This window comes from Perspicuibacillus lycopersici (assembly GCF_025660475.1).
In the GTDB taxonomy this organism is placed as follows: Bacteria; Bacillota; Bacilli; order Bacillales; family Caldibacillaceae; genus Perspicuibacillus; species Perspicuibacillus lycopersici.
Window position 1 is genome coordinate 678,456 of record NZ_JAOUSF010000003.1, and the last position, 18,496, is coordinate 696,951.

Consider the following 18,496-nt stretch of genomic DNA (forward strand, 5'->3'; position numbering starts at 1 on the left):
CCTTTAAATAAAATGATTTCGTGTTTTTATATGAAATGTTAGAGCTACACAGAAAAGAACGTGCTTATTAATAAGTAAGCACGTTCATAGTTTATCCATTTGTATTATTAAAAAACGAAAAATTTCCAATTTGTTCGTATTTTTCATAACGGTGATTAATTAATTCTTCCTTTGAAAGGCGTTGTAGCTGCTGTAAAGATTCGCTTAACATAGCGTCAATAAGCTCTGCTTGCTTCGTCACATCTTTATGGGCTCCACCTTTTACTTCTGGAATAATTCCGTCGATAACTTCTAATTCTTTCAAATCCTTAGCAGTGATTTTCATCGATTCTGCAGCCTGCTTCGCATAGGCAGCATCTCGCCAAAGAATAGAAGCAGCACCTTCTGGAGATATTACCGAATACCAAGAATTCTCTAACATATATACATGGTTACCAACACCAATTGCTAGAGCTCCTCCGCTTGCACCTTCTCCGATAATTACACAAATAATTGGTACCGTCAGTCCTGCCATTTCAAATAAATTGCGGGCAATTGCTTCACTTTGCCCTCTTTCTTCTGCGGCTTTTCCTGGGTAAGCACCTTTTGTATCAATAAAGCAAATAACTGGTCGATTAAATTTCTCGGCTTGCTTCATTAACCGTAATGCTTTCCGATACCCTTCTGGATGTGGCATTCCGAAATTGCGGCGAATATTTTCCTTTGTATCTTTTCCTCTTTGATGGCCAATAACAGTAATTGGTGTACCTTTATATTTAGCAATCCCACCGATAATTGCCTCATCATCACCAAATAAACGGTCACCATGGCATTCAAAGAAATCCTCAAATAAGAGATTGATATAATCGAGACTTGTTGGTCTGTCCGCATGTCTGGCAATTTGCACACGATCCCATGGTTTTAAGTTAATATATATTTCATTTTCTAGATTCATCAGCCGTGTTTCTAATTTCTCAATTTCCTGTGATAAATCTACATCGGCATTTTTCGTTAACTCTCTTAATTCCTCGATTTTTTTTCGTAAATCGATAATCGGTTTTTCAAACTCAAGCTCTATTGCCATTTTGTTCACCACCTGACTTATGCAGTTCTAAAATAAGAGAAAGCTTCTCTCTTAAATCTTTCCGATGAATAACCGCATCTAATTGTCCATGTTTTAATAGAAATTCAGAGGTTTGAAAATCCTCTGGTAGCTCTTCACGAATCGTTTGCTCGATTATTCTTCGCCCAGCAAATCCGATGAGTGCCCCTGGCTCAGCCAAATTGTAATCGCCTAAGGATGCAAAGCTAGCACTAACGCCTCCTGTTGTTGGGTGGGTCATAACAGAAATTGTAAGTCCACCATTCGTACTAAACCGCTTAAGGGCAACACTTGTTTTTGCCATTTGCATTAGGCTTAATATACCTTCCTGCATTCTAGCACCACCAGAAGCAGTAAAAATTATAAATGGAAGCTTTAACTCATCTGCCTTGTCAATTGCTCGTTTAATTTTTTCACCTACAGCTGATCCCATACTTCCCATCCGGAAATTAGAGTCCATCACTGCGACAACTGTTTTATTTCCTTCAATTGTACCTAAGCCCGTTACAATTGCTTCATTAATATTCGCTTTTTTACGATCCTTTTCAAGCTTTTCCATATAACCAGGAAACTGCAAAGGGTTTTCAGAAATAATATCCTCGTCCATTTCTTCAAAAGAACCATCATCTAACAAGCTAGTTAAACGTTCATGTGCACCCATTTGAAAATGGTAGGCACAATGCAAACATATTTTTAAATTTTTCTCTAGCTCTTTTGTAAACATTATTTTTTTACAGTTAGGACATTTGGTCATAATTCCTTCTGGAACTTCATTTTTTGTAGAATTTGCTGGTATTGTCGCATATTTTTTCTTATTTTTTGCAAAGATATCTTTTAGCAAGGTACAACCTCCCCTGTTGATTTCCATGTAGTTATACATGCTTGTCTACTACTTTACGAAAAATAAACCAAAAAGTTTGTCATAATTCGTCATGTGAAATCGACATTTTTTCGTATTTCTTCTTCATAAAATTTTAATGCTATTTTCACATTGCCAATGTTAATATCCTTTAATAATTGCAGATAATGTTCTTTAGCTACTTCGATTTTTGGCAAATTTAACGAATGCTCGAAATTAGATATTATTCTCCAGATTTTCGCTAATAAATAATTATCTGTCTCTCCCATTAGCATCGCAAAGAATTTCCCATCGTCGATTGATTCCTTTGCCTCCCAAAAACTTGTATCTATCTTTTTCGATTGATTCATCAATGTATAAATACATATTTCCTCAAGCAACTGTCTTGTTTTTACTACATCCTTTTTTGCTTTTTCATTTTGCAATATGAAACCACTTAAAATTTCAACCAATCTATGATTACGAAAATCTGAAATAAATGTTCCTTCGCCTCTTCTTGTTTCGATAAGGCCTAAAAGCTCAAGAGCACGTAATGCTTCTCGAACAGAAGAACGACCAGCATCTAATATATCCGTTAATTCTCTTTCGGAAGGTAGCTTATCTCCTGGTGCCATTTGATTTTCATCGATAATTTCTTTTATCCGTCCAACAACTTCCAAATATACTTTCGATTGATTGTCCGATTGTTTATTTTTTTCACTCGCCATTATTTTCTGGATGCCAACCTTTCAGTCCTAGCTTTTACATCATTTGGATTTACATGTACCCTCGCAACACCAGATTCCATTGCTGCTTGTGCAACAGCTGCCGCAACTTTTGGTGCCACTTTCGGATCAAATGGATTTGGAATCACATATTCACTTGATAACTCATCTTCATGAATTAATCCCGCTATCGCTTCTACTGCTGCTTGTTTCATTTTTTCATTAATATCCGACGCTTGAACATCAAGCGCACCTCTAAACATCCCTGGAAAAGCAAGGACATTATTTATTTGATTTGGAAAGTCTGAACGACCCGTTCCAATGACGGCTGCCCCAGCCTTCCTAGCTTCATCTGGCAGGATTTCCGGTTCTGGATTAGCCATAGCAAAAATAATAGGCTCTGCATTCATCGTTGCAATCATTTCCTTCGTAAGTACATCCGCAACCGAAACGCCGATGAAAACATCCGCTCCTTTAATTACCTCTTCCAAACTACCAGTTAATTTTCGGAGATTAGTAAACTTTGCTACTTCCTGTTTGATTGGATTCATCCCAAATGCTCGTCCTTCATAGACAGCTCCTTTGGAATCACACATGATCATATTTTGAACCCCATAATTAGCAAGCAGCTTAATAATCGCAATCCCTGCAGCGCCAGCTCCGTTCACAATAACTTTACAGTCAGATATCCTTCGCCCAGTAAGTTTTACTGCATTTACTAAACCAGCGACTGTAACAATTGCGGTTCCATGTTGGTCATCATGAAAAACAGGAATATTGAGTTCCTTTTTTAGTCTTTCTTCAATTTCAAAACAGTTTGGTGCTGCAATATCCTCTAAATTTACTCCACCAAATGTTGGTTCCAAGAGCTTTACCGTTTCGATAATTTTTTCTACATCTGTTGTCTGAAGACATATCGGAAATGCATCAACACCCGCAAAGCTTTTCAATAATACTGCCTTACCTTCCATAACAGGTAATGCTGCTGTAGGACCAATATTACCTAATCCAAGTACAGCAGTGCCATCCGTTACTATAGCAACAGTATTACCCTTCAATGTATAATCATACACTGCTTCCGGACGATCATAGATTACTTTACATGGCTCAGCTACCCCTGGTGAATAAGCTAAGCTTAAGTCCGTTTCGGTTTTTAATGGGACTTTGACAGTTGTCTCTAATTTTCCTTTATGTAATTGATGATAGTATAATGCCTCGTCTTTACTAGACAATCGGTTTCGCTCCTTTTTTCAAAGGGTAATCATTTAGGTTGGAATTTGCAATGGATCATTAAGTGGTCTGACCACGTAAATCCATATTATTCATATTAACATAAAAGAATTAGTTGTAAAGAAATTTAATCTTCATTTAATTACAACATTTTCTTCTCCTAATAAATGCTTTATCTTTGAAATACATTCGCTATCCATCTCTACCCAAAAATCCTTCGCCAATTGGACGGTACGATTTTGATTTTCGTAATAAAGAATTACTGGAGTGTTACCTGAATATTTTTTAATAATGGTTTTTAACTGTACAAGTAATGAATTGGTTTGATGATTATCGTCAATTCGTAAGTATATTCGCACATCACCTGCTTGTTCCTTTAAAACCGAAAGAGACTGTACATCTTGAATAACAAACTGTTCTTTTCCGTTCCTTGATTCCATATGACCAGTAAGAAATACTATTTCTCCTTTTTTCAAAATTCCACTATATTTTTTATAAACATTAGGAAACACAACCGCTGAAGCATCTGCGGATTCATCAGAGATTTGTAGAAAAGCCATTGCTTCCCCGTTTTTCGTTCGAATTTTTCTTTCCTCTGCAAGATACACTCCCGTCTTACTCCCTCTTACATTCGGTGCTATATCCTCGAGAAGTAATCCTCCATGTAAGGAGAAAAGCTCTCGATATAAAGCTACAGGATGGGTAGACACAAACATGCCTAATGCTTGCTTCTCCAGCTGGAGCTTACTATCAATTGGTATCGGCTCAACCATCATATATTTTGGTTTAATATCTAAGCCGTCCTCTAGAAGGAAATCCATTTGCGCATCATCAGGCTTCATTAACTGCGCATGATCAATTGCTACGTCTAATGTCGCAAGCAGGACTGCTCGATCGTAGCCAAATTCATCAAAGCTGCCAGCATGGATTAAATTTTCCATCGTCTTTCGATTCACGACTTTTAAAGAAACACGTAAGCAAAAATCAAATAAATCTGCAAAAGGACGTTCTTTTCTTGCTCGCATAATTTCCTTCAACGCTTGGATTCCAACACCTTTTATTGCTGCTAAGCTAAAACGAACTCCATCATTCCTTACCTCATATCGATAGCTACTGTCATTAATGGACGGGCCATAAATGAAATACCCGAGTTGCTTTAATTCCTTAATGTATTCCTTTGTTTTATCCTCATTCCCGATTACCGAGGTTAGCAGCGCAGCCATAAAATGTAATGGATAATGGCTCTTTAAATAGGCTAATTGATAAGAAATGATACTGTAGGCAACAGCATGACTTCGGTTAAATCCATAATCAGCAAAACGAACAATTAAATCATAAATTGTATTGGCAATCTCTTGCGAATACCCACTACGAATGGCTCCTTGTACAAAATGTTCTCTTTCTTCATCTAAAACTTCTCGCTTTTTCTTCGATACTGCTCGGCGAAGAAGATCTGCCTCTCCTAATGTAAAGCCTGCTAGTTTAGCAGCAATTTGCATAATTTGTTCTTGGTAGACGATAACCCCATACGTTTTCTTTAAAATGCTTTCAAGGTCAGGATGTGGATAAACAATAGGTTCCTGTCCATGCTTACGATTAATGTAAATTGGAATATTTGCCATTGGACCTGGTCGATAGAGCGCATTGACTGCTACAATGTCTTCAAACTCCGTAGGTTTTAAGCGTAATAATACATTTCTCATACCTTCTGATTCTAACTGAAACACTCCCGTTGTATTTCCAGCCTGTAGTAATTCGAATGTCTTCTCGTCGTTTATTGGAATATCCTTTAAGCGAATTCTTTTCTTTGTTTGATATTGGATGCCTTGTAATATCGACTCTATAAGCGATAGGTTTCGTAAACCTAAAAAGTCCATTTTTAATAGACCAATTTCTTCTAAAATCCCCATTGGATATTGGGTTAATAAAACGTCCCCACTTCCTTGCTGGATTGGAACAATATCGACTAATGGTTGCCCACTAATAATTACACCTGCTGCATGTGTCGATGTATGTCTTGGCAATCCTTCAATTTTTTTAGCTGTTTGAAAAATCAGTTGGTATTTTTCCATTTCCACTAATTTCTTAAGTGTCGCAGATTCATTAAGTGCCGATGTCAAGGTTATCCCTAGCCTACTCGGAATTGCTTTCGATAATTGCTCTAATTCCTTACTTGTTAAACCATAAACTCTTGCGACATCACGTATAGCAGCTTTTGCAGCAAACGTTCCAAAGGTAATAATTTGTGCAACATGATTTGTCCCATATTTTTTTGCAACATATTCAATAACTTCGTCTCTCCGATGATCTGGAAAGTCAATATCAATATCGGGCATCGTTACACGTTGAGGATTCAAAAAACGTTCGAATAAAAGGTCATACCGGATTGGATCGACATCAGTAATGCCTAATACATAGGCTACTAATGATCCCGCCGCTGAACCCCGTCCTGGACCAATCGTAATTCCATTTGTTCGAGCAAAATGTGTGAAATCCCAAACGATTAAAAAATAATCACTGAATTTCATTTTTTGAATGATCTGTAATTCATAGGCAAGCCGCTCATAATATTCACTTGTTGGAGAAGTGATGCGTTCCTTTAAGCCTTTTTCACATAGCTCAGTTAAAAAATCATCTGCATTTTTATCTGCTAATGGATATTTCGGTAATAACTGCTGGTGAAAATCAAAAGAAATATTCGTTTGTGCTGCGATATCCTCGGTGTTTTTTATTGCCTGTGGAAAATCTTTAAAAAGCGCTTCGAATTCCTGTACAGATTTTAAATAATTTTCCTCTTCCAATCGATTGGTCGCAACTGAATCTATATTGATATTTTCTTTAATTGCTTTTAAACAATTCCAGGCAACATAATCCGCTTTATCTAAAAAGTAAACTGGATTCGTCGCAACAATAGGAAGATTGCACGCCTCCGAAAGCCGGATTATTTTTTCAACAAGTTGTTGCTCTTGTTTTGTATGGTAATTTTGAATCGATAGGAAAAAAGAATTGGAGTCAAATAACTTTTGATAGAATAGGATTCTTTCTTTGGCTTCCTCCATTTGGTCGTTTACCATCAGTTGCTCAATTTCTCCTTCTGTTCCCGGAGTAATAGCAAACAAATGACGACTATAATATTTTAGCCATTTTAGTGGTATTCCGTTTGCAGATTTTGTTTGAATGGCACTAGAAATCTTCACTAAATTTTGATATCCAGCTTTATTTTTTGCAATCAGCACAAGGGGGAAAGAACGAGGGCTTTCACTTTCCTCCATTAAAATATCTGCTGTTATTCCAATGATAGGTTTTATCCCATGTTTCATACATGCTTTATAAAACGGAATGACTCCATATAATACATTCCGATCGGTTAAGGTAATTGCATCATACCCCCTTTTCTTCGCCTCTAGTACGAGCGCATCAGGGGTAATAGTGCTCGATAATAAAGAATAGGCACTATAGGTTTGTAGGTGAACGATAGACATGCTTTTCCCACCATTTCTTCCAATAATATTTATACAGTTCGTTTTTCACTATTATATTATATTTACACAGCTTTTACATTTATTTTGAAAAGCGGAGGCGACTGATTAGCGACGTACAAACTGGAGCCAAGTTGCAGGAGATAAAGGAAACAAGCTGAGCAAAGCGAAGCGATGTTGACTTATCGTACGGAGGATTGGCGAAGTTTGCTAGTCGCTAGGAGCCGCAGCTAGACAGAAAAGCGGAGGCGACTGGTTAGCGACGTACAATTTGTCTGTTTAAGTAACTGTCCAAAAGAATCACATATTAATTCCATATGAGAAAAAAATAGAGTCCTAATCATATTCAAGCGAATTGTTCAATACATTATTGTAAAGGACAGGCATTTTTAGTGTGGTGAGACTAATTAGGGGTTGATAACGTGAACGAAGCATTTGTTCCTACATTTTTTCATAGTTATTTTATTGCATTAGGCGTGCTTCTCGGTGGTTCCTTAATTGGGGGATTAGCTGCCTTTTTAACAGGGAATCCTCCATTAACAGAAATTTATCGTTTATCGAATAGTTTACGAATCTGGGCAATTGTTGCTGCAATTGGTGGAACTTTTGATACGGTATATAATTTTGAGCGTGGATTAATGCAAGGAGAAACCGATACAATGGTTAAGCAAATATTTTTAATTTTATCTGCTCTTGGTGGTGCTCAAACTGGATCACTTATTATTACTTGGTTAACACAGGAGCATTTATCATGAGAGTTCCACCATATTATCGTTCTCCAAATTGGCAGCGTGTGTTTTTCGGAGTCGTCATTGGCGCTATCATTAGTTGGTGTGTGTTTTTATTTATGTTTGGAAAGATGCAAGAAAAACAAGCACAAACGATTCATAAGCAAGAAGAATTAATAGCCGAATTAGAAAAGGAAAAAAATATTTGGCAAGAGGACTATAAAAAGCTAAATGACAAAAATTTAGAATTATTAACCGTACAAGAAATTGTTGTGAAGCTAACAAATGCTAATAAATATCACATTGATTCACTTAGTGAATTTCAGGTTACCGAGGACATTAAAGAGGATATAAATATGGTGTTAGCAAAAGATTTAAATTTAGTATTTAATAGCAGGGAATTGTTAAAAAAAGCAATAGAAAACCGACCCGTTCGTATTAATAACAAGCGCTATAAATTAATAATACGAGAAATGGTCATTTATACGACATTGATTATTCGAATAGAATTAGAAATAGCAGAGTAGTTCATCGCCATTGATTCCATAGACCCACACTTTTTTTGTGTGAGTCTTTTTGATTACCAGTAGCCGTTTGAATTACTTTTTACTTAAAAATTGTTTGCAAGCTTGCTTAATATCATCCATTACTTGATCTACTTTATCCCATGAATATATCGATGCACCTGCCGCAAGTGGATGTCCACCGCCATTATATTTTTTAGCGACTACATTAATAACCGGACCTTTTGAACGTAAGCGGACCCGAATTTGATCTGCTTCTTCAATAAAGAATGCCCATGCTATGAGACCTTGGATATTTCCTAATGTACTAATCAATAAGGATGCTTCTGACGGTCTTACTTGATACTGTTCCAGTAGCTCCTTCGGGATAATGACCTTAGCTACCCCACCTTCACCAATTTCCACGTTTTGATAAATAAACCCATTTAATTTTATTAGATTTTCCGGTGTTTCATACATTTGATCATATAGCTCTGTTCTTGAAAATGGATATTGAATTAATTCACTTGCATAGGAAAACGTCTTTTCCGTCGTACTTGGGTATAAAAACCTTCCAGTATCGCCAACAATGCCTGCATACAAGAGCCGAGCACCCTCGGTTGGTAACGTCAATCCATTGTTTTTATATGTTAAATAAAATTCATAGATCATTTCACTGGTCGAGCTTGCATTTGTATCGACCCAAAGTAAGTCACCGTATGGATCTTCATTTGGATGATGATCAATTTTTATCAAATATTTCCCTGTCGAATAGCGAGAATCACTTACTCGTTCTTGATTGGCTGTATCACATACAATGACCAGTGCATCATGATATTCTTTTTCATCAATCACATCCATTTTATTTAAATAGAGAAGTGTTGCTTCATCATCGCCAACAACATATACTTTTTTGCTTGGAAAGGAGGCTTGAATTATTTTAGCTAATCCGCCTTGTGATCCATAAGCATCCGGATCTGGACGAACATGGCGATGAATGATAATTGTCTCAAATTCCTTTATTCTTTCTAATATTTTATCCATCATACTTGGAAAACTCCCTTAATAATCTTAATAGTAGCATTTTTTACAAGGAATCGGTAAAATGAAAACAGAAATGTCAGCGGAGGAATGCTCATGCCAATTCTTGTTTGTATTATTTTAGTATCCCTTTCATTTTATATCTATTATAAGATGAAACAAGTTCGTTCACAAAGACCAATAGAGAAAAAATGGCTTGCTGCTAAATCTTCAATGGCACTTGGATTGTTTGTAGGTTTATTTGGAATAAACCGCTTATTTATTACTCAAACTCCAATTGCAATCATTATCGGTAGCTTATTTATTATTGTTGGTATTATTAGTATTTGGACAGGCTATAAGGCGTATAAGTATTACTATCCATATGTAGTAAAAGAATATGAAGAAGCAAACCAAGTAGGAAAGTAGAGCCCAATAAAAGCTCTACTTTTTCTTTTTGTTGTAAATTACCGATCAATAAATTGAAACATCATCATTGCCTTACCAGCAATAGAACCCTCGTTAAACACTTCAATATCTACCTTACCGAATTTTCTACCGATTTCTAAAATCTTCGGAATAATACTGATCGTATGATCAATTTGAACTGGCTTAAAGAAGTAAATTGTAATATTTTCCACAATTAATTCGCCTTTTTTAACCGAACGAAACGCTCGATTGGCGGATTCAATAATGAGGGAAGTAAATACACCATAGGACAATGTTCCATGATGATTTGTCATTTGTGGTGTGACATCAAAAGTGTATAATTTATTTTCTACTTGTTTTTCTTCATCCACATGAATATTATTAGAAATAATATTATCAATCGTTTCCCCAACATGTGGCTGCCTTTGATTCGTTTGTAATGCTTTCAAAACATCCTGTCTACTAATGATTCCCATTAACCGATACTGTTCATCTACTACCGGTAATAATTCAATACCTTCCCAAATCATCATATGTGAAGCAGAGGCAACACTTGTCGTGCTGGTTACCGATATAATATTTTTCGTCATAATTTTTTCAATTGGTCGATTGTCTTCTTGGTTTAATACATCCTTTGACGTAACAATTCCTTCGAGTTTAAAATTTTGATCGATTACAGGAAAGCGAGAATGACCAGATTGTTTATTTAATTCAAACCAGCTTTCCACTTTATCATTTGTCGTTAAATAGTAGGTTTCATTTCTTGGAATTAATATATCTTCCACAAGGAGAATCTCTTTTTTTATCAGTTGATCAAATATTGCCCGGTTAATAAGCGTAGCTACCGTAAACGTATCGTAACTTGTGGAAATTATCGGTAATTCTAATTTATCGGCTAACCGTTTGACATCATCTTCGGTATCAAAGCCACCAGTAATTAATACAGCTGCACCAGTATTCAATGCATGCTTTTGTGCATTTATGCGGTTACCAATAATTAATAAATTTCCTGCTTCTGTGTACCGCATCATTGCATCTAATTCCATCGCACCGATGACAAATTTATTCAAGGTTTTATGTAACCCATTTTTTCCACCAAGTACTTGTCCGTCGACAATATTTACGACTTCGGCATATGTCAGCTTTTCAATATTTTCTTTACGCTTCAATTCAATTCGGATAGTTCCGACACGTTCAATCGTGCTGACATATCCTTTATTTTCTGCATCTTTAATCGCTCGATAAGCGGTCCCTTCACTGACACCTAAAGCTTTCGCAATTTGTCTAACAGAAATTTTACTCCCAATCGGAAGTTCTCCAATGTAATTCAATATTTGCTCATGTTTAGTAGCCACGTCTTTCACCTTTCATCAAACAAATTCTGTACTAATATATCTCACAAGAGCATTATAACAGTTTTTACATACATATATTAGTAATTCATAAAAAATTCAAAGATGAAAGGAAGGACTGCACTACCGATTAGTCACAGGCTGTGTTAATTTTGGTAGGATCTAATTTTTGTTTTAGCACCAATGCTTTTCACGTTTTGTTTTTGTCTTTTTGGAACATAAAGAACGGCCGCTAAATTTCCTGCAACAGCAAGGAGCAAAAACAATAGCCATCCCCAAGAAAAGTACATGTCAAGACCTGATCCACGTAAGGTTAAATTTGGCAGAGCGTAATATAGCATTACTCCACAAATTAGCAATGATAAAAGACAGCGATTTTTCATATTTCTTCCCCTTTTCCTTTTTAGTAAGCTTGTTTCAAATATATGCTACGGGAAGAAAATGATTCAATGAAACGCGAATTATTAGGCTATTTTATACAGGAATGTTGTATTTCATTGCAATAGAGCTACCGAACGAACTAATGAGCAGACTGAATACACACTCGCTCGCCGAAGAAGCTTGCATTCAGTCTGGATACTGTTTACAAATGCATCAAACTATAATTCTAGCCCTTCACCAGGCTGCAGTATGACTCCATTCACATTATCTAATAACCGAATAAAATCTTCTGGGTTCTGCTGAATAACAGGGAATGTGTTGTAATGCACTGGTACAACCATTTTCGGCTGTAGTAATTTAGCTGCATAGGCTGCATCCTCTGGTCCCATTGTAAAATTATCACCTATTGGTAAAAATGCAAGATCGATTGGATGTCTTTCACCAATTAGCTTCATATCAGAAAATAAACCAGTATCTCCTGCATGATAGATTGTTTTTCCTTCAATCATTAATAAAACTCCCGCAGGCATTCCTAAGTATACAAAATCCTCTTGCTCTGTTTCTAAACCTGTACTATGAAAGGCTTGCGTAAATTTAACTTTTCCAAAGTCGAAGGAATAAGCTCCACCGATGTTCATTCCATGTGTATTTAAACCTTTCCATCGTAAGTAAACAGCTAATTCATTCATTGTAATTACTAGCGCATTACTTTTCTTTGCAAGTGTGTAAGTGTCACCAACATGATCTCCATGTCCATGGGTTAAAATGATGACATCTGGATTTTCTTCTTCTACCTTCAAGTCTGTGAGTCCATTTCCTGTAATAAAGGGATCAATTAAGATCACTTTTCCACCTGTTTGAATTTTTACAATTGAGTGGCCATGATAGGTTACTTTCATTTGTATTTCCCCTTCCATTCGTTTATTTAATTTCATTGTTTCGCTACTTGAAGGAAAAATTCCTGCATCTGATTCAAATGTTTACATTTTTCCTTAGAAGTGCTACTCTTTCTATATTATTTTAATTAATATTCTTTCCTAATAGCAATTATTTGGTACATACTGGCTTACCAATATATTATTTTTTATACTATCGGTTGACTAAAAAAATTATTAGAAATTTGTTTACGTATTTCGTGGGTTATCATAGCCTGCAGAAGGAATACCCTCCGCTTTCTCTTGGGAATGTTTGTGTATTCCTTCTACTAAGTAGCTATAATTTGATACTACCCTCTTATTTCTAAAAAAATTATTATTGTATTTAATAAAAATGAGGTGATTGTATGTTAAAAAGAGTTCATGCACTAGGGGAGTGGCTAAAGCAGGAAGATATTGATGTAGCCGTTGTAACTTCTACTGATAATGTATTTTATTTTAGCGGATTTTATAGTGATCCCCATGAAAGATTACTAGCTACCGTATTATTCCCAGAGCAAGAGCCATTTTTAATTTGTCCACAAATGGAGGTTCCTTCTGCGAGACAAGCGGGATTTGAACATACTGTATTTGGATACAGTGATACCGAAGACCCATGGGAAATTGTGAAAACCGAAATTGCAAAACGTACAAAAAGTGTAAAGAAAATTGCTGTAGAAAAAACACATTTAAATGTCGAACGTTATGAAATCATCCAAGCAGCATTTCCAGAGGCAACATTTATCCATGCTGAAGAAAAATTAAACCAATTGCGCCTTGTAAAAGACGAGGTGGAACTACAGAAATTAAAAAAAGCATGTGAATTAGCTGATTATGCTATTACTGTAGGTGTAAATGAAATAAAAGCTGGTGTGACTGAGCTTGAGCTTGTTGCAGCGATTGAATATGAGCTTAAGAAAAAAGGCGTTGAAAAAATGTCATTTGCGACCACTGTTTTAGCTGGTGCAAATGCTGCTTCTCCACACGGTAGTCCTGGTTCTACTAAAGTACAAAAGGGAGACTTTGTACTATTTGATTTAGGAGTTGTATATGAAGGATACTGCTCTGATATTACTCGAACTGTAGCTTATCAAGATGTGACAGATGAACAGATACGTGTATATGAAGCAGTTTTAAAAGGACAAGAGGCTGCGATTGCTGCAAGTCTTCCTGGTGTTACTTGTGCCCATATTGACACTGTCGCAAGAGACATTATTAAACATGCTGGCTATGGTGACTATTTTACCCATCGACTTGGCCACGGTTTAGGTATTAGTATTCATGAATATCCTTCTGTAACAGAAACGAATCCTTTAGTTTTACAAAAAGGAATGGTTTATACTATTGAACCTGGAGTTTACATTCCTGGAAATATCGGCGTACGCATCGAGGACGATGTTCACATCACAGAGCAAGGTGCAGAAGTGTTAACAAAATATCCAAAACAACTACAAATCGTAAAATAAAATCACAACAGCCTAGCTGTCTTTTAAAAGACAACTAGGCTGTTTTTATTGATTATTATTCATTGATTAACAATGACTTTGCATCGTAAAATGGTAATTCATGCGCCTCGGCAACACCTTTATGGGTGACACAGCCATTGATTGTATTTATCCCTTTTAACAACGGTTCGCTATCGATACACGCTTGTTTATATCCTTTACATGCAATTTGAACGGCATATGGGATTGTTACATTTGTTAATGCTAGTGTAGAAGTTTGTGGTACGGCTCCAGGCATATTCGCAACGGCATAATGCACAACACCATGTTTCGTATAGGTCGGATTGTCATGGGTTGTCACACGATCTGTCGTTTCAAAAATACCACCTTGATCAATAGCAATATCTACGATTACCGAACCATTTTTCATTTCTTTTACCATTTCTTCTGTAACTAATTTAGGAGCTTTTGCACCTGGTATTAGGACAGCACCAATGACTAAATCTGCATTTTTTACTGCTGCCGCAATATTAAAGGAATTAGACATTAACGTGGTAATTTCTTTATGGAACAAATCATCAAGCTGCCGTAATCGCTCGATATTGATATCTAGTATCGTCACATTTGCTCCAAAGCCTATCGCCATTTTCGCGGCATTTGTACCTGCCACGCCACCGCCAATAATGGTAATATTCGCTCGTTGAACACCAGGAACACCTGAAAGTAATATTCCTTTTCCACCATATACCTTTTCTAAAAACTGGGCACCAACTTGTACTGACATTCTTCCGGCAACCTCACTCATTGGTGTAAGCAGTGGTAATGAATTATTTGCAAGCTGTACCGTTTCATAGGCTATGGCAATTACCTTTTTATCAATTAATTGCTTCGTTAGTTCCGGCTCATTCGCTAAATGGAAATACGTAAAAATAATAAGTCCTTCTCGAAAATATTGATATTCACTAAAATGTGGTTCCTTTACCTTTAAAACCATTTCTGTATCCCATGCCTCTTTAGCAGTGGCGACGATTTTTGCACCAGCCAATTTGTAATCTTCATCTGTAAAACCCGAGCCAATTCCTGCTCCCGTTTCGATGAATACCTCCTGCTCATTATTAACTAATTGAGTAACACCAGCTGGACTAATGGCAACACGATTTTCATTATTTTTTACCTCTTTTGGTATACCAATCTTCATTCGGACATCCACCTAACTTGTATTAATTTTTCCTGCTAATCTAACATTACAAATCTTTTATTTATTCGTCAAATTAAAAATCATTGTTTTCTATTTTAATATAATAAAAAACATATATAAATGCAAGCGTTTTCAATAGTTCTTTATTCTGTAAAATTTCAACTCTTACCTTGTGCAATGAAAGGAGTATACTAAACGTATAAGGAGGGGATATCAATGACAAATAAGTATAAAAATATCATTGTTGCCATCGACGGTTCCAAAGAAGCAGAGTGGGCATTTAAAGAAGCTGTAAATATTGCAAAACGAAACGATAGTAATTTATTTCTTACACATATTATTGATAGAAGACCATTCGCAACACTACCAGCGTATGACCAAACGGTATTAATACGTGAAGAGGAAAATGTACAGAAGATGTTAACAGCATACAAAACCGATGCACTAGCTGCTGGAATTCGTGAACCGCAAATCATCATTGAGTATGGCCCCCCAAAGGTGAAAATTGCAAAGGATCTTGCCCAAAAATTGAAATCAGACCTCATCATATGTGGTGCAACTGGTTTAAATGCTATGGAACGATTTCTCATTGGCAGTGTTTCTGAATACATTGTCCGTCACGCAACGTGTGATGTTTTAGTCATTCGTTCGAATAAAGAAATTTAATTTCCATTCATATAAATAAACATGCTCCCGATAAAAAAGCTTGGATTTATATAATAAGTAGTTCCGTTTTGTGGGGAAACACTGTAAATAGCATATGAATTCACATCCATTTTAGCATAGCAATTAGCAGACCATTTTTGTTGATATATCAATGTTTTGTAAGAAAACACATCCATAAAGGCATAAAAAAATAGCACCCCAAATAGCATCTTGACAATATATAATGTCATCGTGTGAATAGGGGTGCTATTTCACTTGTTATTTGGTATATCATTTTTATCCTGTTCGAAAATCTTCAAGGATTCTATAAGACCGTATGGTAAAATATAGTTAAAAATTACAAAGATTCAGTTCTTGAACTATGAGCAGTAGAGTTGAATAAAGGTAATCATAAACCAATTAGATAATCTTCTCTAAATGGTTTTTGTTTGATTTTTTTGTACATTCGTACTAAAATAAATACATGAATAAAAAAAATAAATCAACTAAACAAAAAGAAATGTCATTCATAGAAAAAGCCCGTAGAGCTCAAATTGTGAAGTGTGCGATTGAAACAATCGCAGAAGTAGGTTATGCTCAAGCCTCTTTAGGACAAATTGCCAAACGTGCAAATATTAGTAAGGGGGTTATTTCTTATCACTTTGCAAATAAAGAGGAATTATTAGAGCAAATTCCTATCGAATACTATTTGGCTTGGCAAGCCTATATTACTCCAAGAATAGAAGCTCAAAAGTCTCCTAAAGAAAAGCTCCAGGTGTATATTGAAGCCAACCTTGCATTTATAGATGAAAATCGTCAGCATGTTTTCGCTGTAATAGAAACGGTTTCTAATAAGAGAACGGATGATGGTAAACTTCAGTTTGCAGCAGACCATGATGAAGCTATTTTACTTCCAATTGAAAGTATTCTGACCCAAGGGATACAAGAAGGAGTTTTCAGGGAATTCACCAAATCATCAGCAAGGGTGATGGCTTTAACAATAAGAAGTGCCATTGACGGATTCACCCTTGAATTAACTAGAAATCCTCATTTAGATGTTCAGGAGTATACTAGAGAATTAGTTACAATCTTCGATAAATCAACTAAAAAGTAAAGAGTCATTTTGGAGGACGATATGTTTTACTATGAGGTAACCTGTTTTAGTTGTAGAAAAGTATTTAGAGTATACGAAGGTTCACTAAACTATAAACTATTTAAGGAAAAGAAGACTAAGTTTTTTTGTTGCGAAGATTGTAGTCATAAGATACGCATTGATGCAATCAAAAATTTCTTTAGATACTTAAACTAAAGGGGGGCTTTAGTGTAATTAGTGCATTAAATTAAAGAAAAAAGAGCTTGCGGGTTGTAAAAATTCCCTCAAGCTTTTTGTATGTTATTTGCCTTGTTATTTCTATTACGAAAACGTATGTTATTTAAATGGCGATTTTAGATTTTCTCCACGTTACTGAACTATTTATTTATATATATCCAAGCTTTTTTCTTTATTCCTCATCCTTTGCTTTTTCTAATAGATTTCGGTATTGATAAAAGCGTTTCGATAATTGCGTTATATTTTTTGTCATCGAATAATTGAAACTAGCTCCTATTGCCATACTGGCGAATGGAATATTTTGCTGCTTTCTCTTTTTACACAACAGAATGGTCCAAATTTTTAAGATTTGAAGAAGCGGTTGGTTTAACCAAGCAACATCTGAAATTTGTTCATTTCCTTCATAAAAGAAGCTTTCTTCCCCATTATTCACTTCTTCTAATAGGCTATCCCATGCTTGCTTTTGGAATCGTTTCGGAAGCGTTGCACAATGGAAAAGCTTCAGTGATATCATCATTTCAAATGGATTTTTCGTGTCATATCCATAAGTTGTTGCAATTAATTGAATGGCACGTAAGTTAATCACGAGTACAGATGGAATATCTAGACCTAAAAAGAGTGTACCTCCGGCTCCAGAAACTCCCCCTTGTATTAGCGAAAATAGCTTATGCATGGAGATTTGGCGATCTGCGTAATAATTTAGCCGGTTAATTGGTAGGTATTTTAAATCGGTTATGTATTGAATAGATTCATTGGTTAATCTTGCTTCGTTTAATATATGCTCTACCCGTTCATCAAACGATTTCGACTGCTGGATAGCAGCATGAATATAAAATAACCAGGAATCTAGTTCATGGAAAAATTTAATTTGAGCTTTCTCAGGTAGTTTTGTGAAGGCATCTTCTATCCATGTATCATACGTTCGTAAAAAATCATTTGGAATAATTTGTAGCTGTTCGTTTTCCCATTCCTTCATTTGCGTTAATATTATTTTTTCTGAGTTTGTTAGCATCCGCACGCCCCCCTATCGTCAATACACCTATTTTCTTAAGTTCATTTCAAATTTTAGTGTTCTCTATTTTTTAGTATATCATAGCAACTTGCAATCAAAAAATGAGGAATCTTTATGAAAAAAACTGACCGTTAATGCTGGCGACGTTAAATAGAAAAAGCAACCTTTTCTACTTCCATCATTTTG

Annotated in this window: 18 protein-coding genes; 7 read left to right on the forward strand and 11 right to left on the reverse strand. The window is 35.8% G+C overall.

Going from position 1 to position 18,496, the window contains the following annotated elements:
- Positions 1 to 91: 91 nt before the first annotated feature.
- The 5 genes from accA to dnaE form a co-directional block, all read right to left on the reverse strand.
- Positions 92 to 1,063, reverse strand: a complete 972-nt coding sequence (gene accA / locus OEV98_RS11520; RefSeq protein WP_263073431.1) for an acetyl-CoA carboxylase carboxyl transferase subunit alpha — start codon at positions 1,061 to 1,063, stop codon at positions 92 to 94.
- Entirely contained in the window at positions 1,047 to 1,922 is an 876-nt protein-coding gene (gene accD, locus OEV98_RS11525; protein ID WP_263073432.1) for an acetyl-CoA carboxylase, carboxyltransferase subunit beta, read from the reverse strand. The genes accA and accD overlap by 17 nt, the downstream gene beginning before the upstream one ends.
- Positions 1,923 to 2,011: 89 nt before the next feature.
- Positions 2,012 to 2,647, reverse strand: a complete 636-nt coding sequence (locus OEV98_RS11530) for a FadR/GntR family transcriptional regulator (protein WP_263073433.1) — start codon at positions 2,645 to 2,647, stop codon at positions 2,012 to 2,014.
- Positions 2,647 to 3,876: an NAD(P)-dependent malic enzyme gene (locus OEV98_RS11535; RefSeq protein WP_263073434.1), complete on the reverse strand. Its 1,230-nt coding sequence runs from the start codon at positions 3,874 to 3,876 to the stop codon at positions 2,647 to 2,649. The genes OEV98_RS11530 and OEV98_RS11535 overlap by 1 nt, the downstream gene beginning before the upstream one ends.
- Positions 3,877 to 4,008: 132 nt before the next feature.
- Entirely contained in the window at positions 4,009 to 7,356 is a 3,348-nt protein-coding gene (dnaE, locus tag OEV98_RS11540; RefSeq protein ID WP_263073435.1) for a DNA polymerase III subunit alpha, read from the reverse strand.
- Positions 7,357 to 7,775: 419 nt separating this feature from the next.
- On the opposite strand from dnaE, the gene OEV98_RS11545 reads away from it, so the two are divergent.
- Complete coding sequence (locus tag OEV98_RS11545) at positions 7,776 to 8,108, forward strand: YtrH family sporulation protein (protein WP_263073437.1); 333 nt, start codon at positions 7,776 to 7,778, stop codon at positions 8,106 to 8,108.
- Positions 8,105 to 8,608, forward strand: coding sequence for a sporulation membrane protein YtrI (gene ytrI / locus OEV98_RS11550; RefSeq protein WP_263073438.1), 504 nt, complete (start codon positions 8,105 to 8,107; stop codon positions 8,606 to 8,608). The genes OEV98_RS11545 and ytrI overlap by 4 nt, the downstream gene beginning before the upstream one ends.
- 72 nt (positions 8,609 to 8,680) lie before the next feature.
- On the opposite strand, the gene OEV98_RS11555 is transcribed toward ytrI, so the two are convergent.
- Positions 8,681 to 9,631 carry a DHH family phosphoesterase gene (locus tag OEV98_RS11555; RefSeq protein WP_263073439.1) on the reverse strand — a complete coding sequence of 317 codons (951 nt, stop codon included), beginning with the start codon at positions 9,629 to 9,631 and terminating at the stop codon, positions 8,681 to 8,683.
- Between the two features lie 90 nt (positions 9,632 to 9,721).
- Between OEV98_RS11555 and OEV98_RS11560 the strand changes: the two genes are divergently transcribed.
- Entirely contained in the window at positions 9,722 to 10,033 is a 312-nt protein-coding gene (locus OEV98_RS11560; protein ID WP_263073440.1) for a YtpI family protein, read from the forward strand.
- Positions 10,034 to 10,071: 38 nt separating this feature from the next.
- Here the strand turns inward: OEV98_RS11560 and OEV98_RS11565 are convergent, their stop codons facing one another.
- The 3 genes from OEV98_RS11565 to OEV98_RS11575 form a co-directional block, all read right to left on the reverse strand.
- Positions 10,072 to 11,388, reverse strand: a complete 1,317-nt coding sequence (locus tag OEV98_RS11565) for a DRTGG domain-containing protein (RefSeq protein ID WP_263073441.1) — start codon at positions 11,386 to 11,388, stop codon at positions 10,072 to 10,074.
- Positions 11,389 to 11,531: 143 nt separating this feature from the next.
- On the reverse strand, positions 11,532 to 11,768 hold the full coding sequence (locus tag OEV98_RS11570; RefSeq protein ID WP_263073442.1) for a hypothetical protein: 237 nt from the start codon (positions 11,766 to 11,768) through the stop codon (positions 11,532 to 11,534).
- 216 nt (positions 11,769 to 11,984) lie between these two features.
- The gene (locus OEV98_RS11575) at positions 11,985 to 12,665 is read right to left on the reverse strand and encodes a metal-dependent hydrolase (protein WP_263073574.1); all 681 of its coding nucleotides are present in this window, start codon (positions 12,663 to 12,665) and stop codon (positions 11,985 to 11,987) included.
- A 383-nt stretch (positions 12,666 to 13,048) separates the two neighbouring features.
- On the opposite strand from OEV98_RS11575, the gene OEV98_RS11580 reads away from it, so the two are divergent.
- Positions 13,049 to 14,146: a M24 family metallopeptidase gene (locus OEV98_RS11580; RefSeq protein WP_263073443.1), complete on the forward strand. Its 1,098-nt coding sequence runs from the start codon at positions 13,049 to 13,051 to the stop codon at positions 14,144 to 14,146.
- Positions 14,147 to 14,201: 55 nt separating this feature from the next.
- Here OEV98_RS11580 and ald read toward each other — a convergent pair whose 3' ends face one another.
- Positions 14,202 to 15,323, reverse strand: a complete 1,122-nt coding sequence (ald, locus tag OEV98_RS11585) for an alanine dehydrogenase (RefSeq protein ID WP_263073444.1) — start codon at positions 15,321 to 15,323, stop codon at positions 14,202 to 14,204.
- A gap of 216 nt (positions 15,324 to 15,539) precedes the next feature.
- Here ald and OEV98_RS11590 point away from each other — a divergent pair, with 216 nt between their 5' ends.
- From OEV98_RS11590 to OEV98_RS11600, 3 genes are all read left to right on the forward strand, one after another.
- Positions 15,540 to 15,989: a universal stress protein gene (locus OEV98_RS11590; protein WP_263073445.1), complete on the forward strand. Its 450-nt coding sequence runs from the start codon at positions 15,540 to 15,542 to the stop codon at positions 15,987 to 15,989.
- Between the two features lie 463 nt (positions 15,990 to 16,452).
- Positions 16,453 to 17,082 (forward strand): TetR/AcrR family transcriptional regulator, encoded by a 630-nt coding sequence (locus OEV98_RS11595; RefSeq protein WP_263073446.1) that lies wholly within the window; start codon positions 16,453 to 16,455, stop codon positions 17,080 to 17,082.
- A 21-nt stretch (positions 17,083 to 17,103) separates the two neighbouring features.
- A complete protein-coding gene (locus OEV98_RS11600) occupies positions 17,104 to 17,277 on the forward strand; it encodes a DUF2197 domain-containing protein (RefSeq protein WP_263073447.1) in 174 nt (57 codons plus the stop codon).
- Between the two features lie 193 nt (positions 17,278 to 17,470).
- Here OEV98_RS11600 and OEV98_RS11605 read toward each other — a convergent pair whose 3' ends face one another.
- On the reverse strand, positions 17,471 to 18,310 hold the full coding sequence (locus tag OEV98_RS11605) for an EcsC family protein (protein ID WP_263073448.1): 840 nt from the start codon (positions 18,308 to 18,310) through the stop codon (positions 17,471 to 17,473).
- Positions 18,311 to 18,496: the final 186 nt, after the last annotated feature.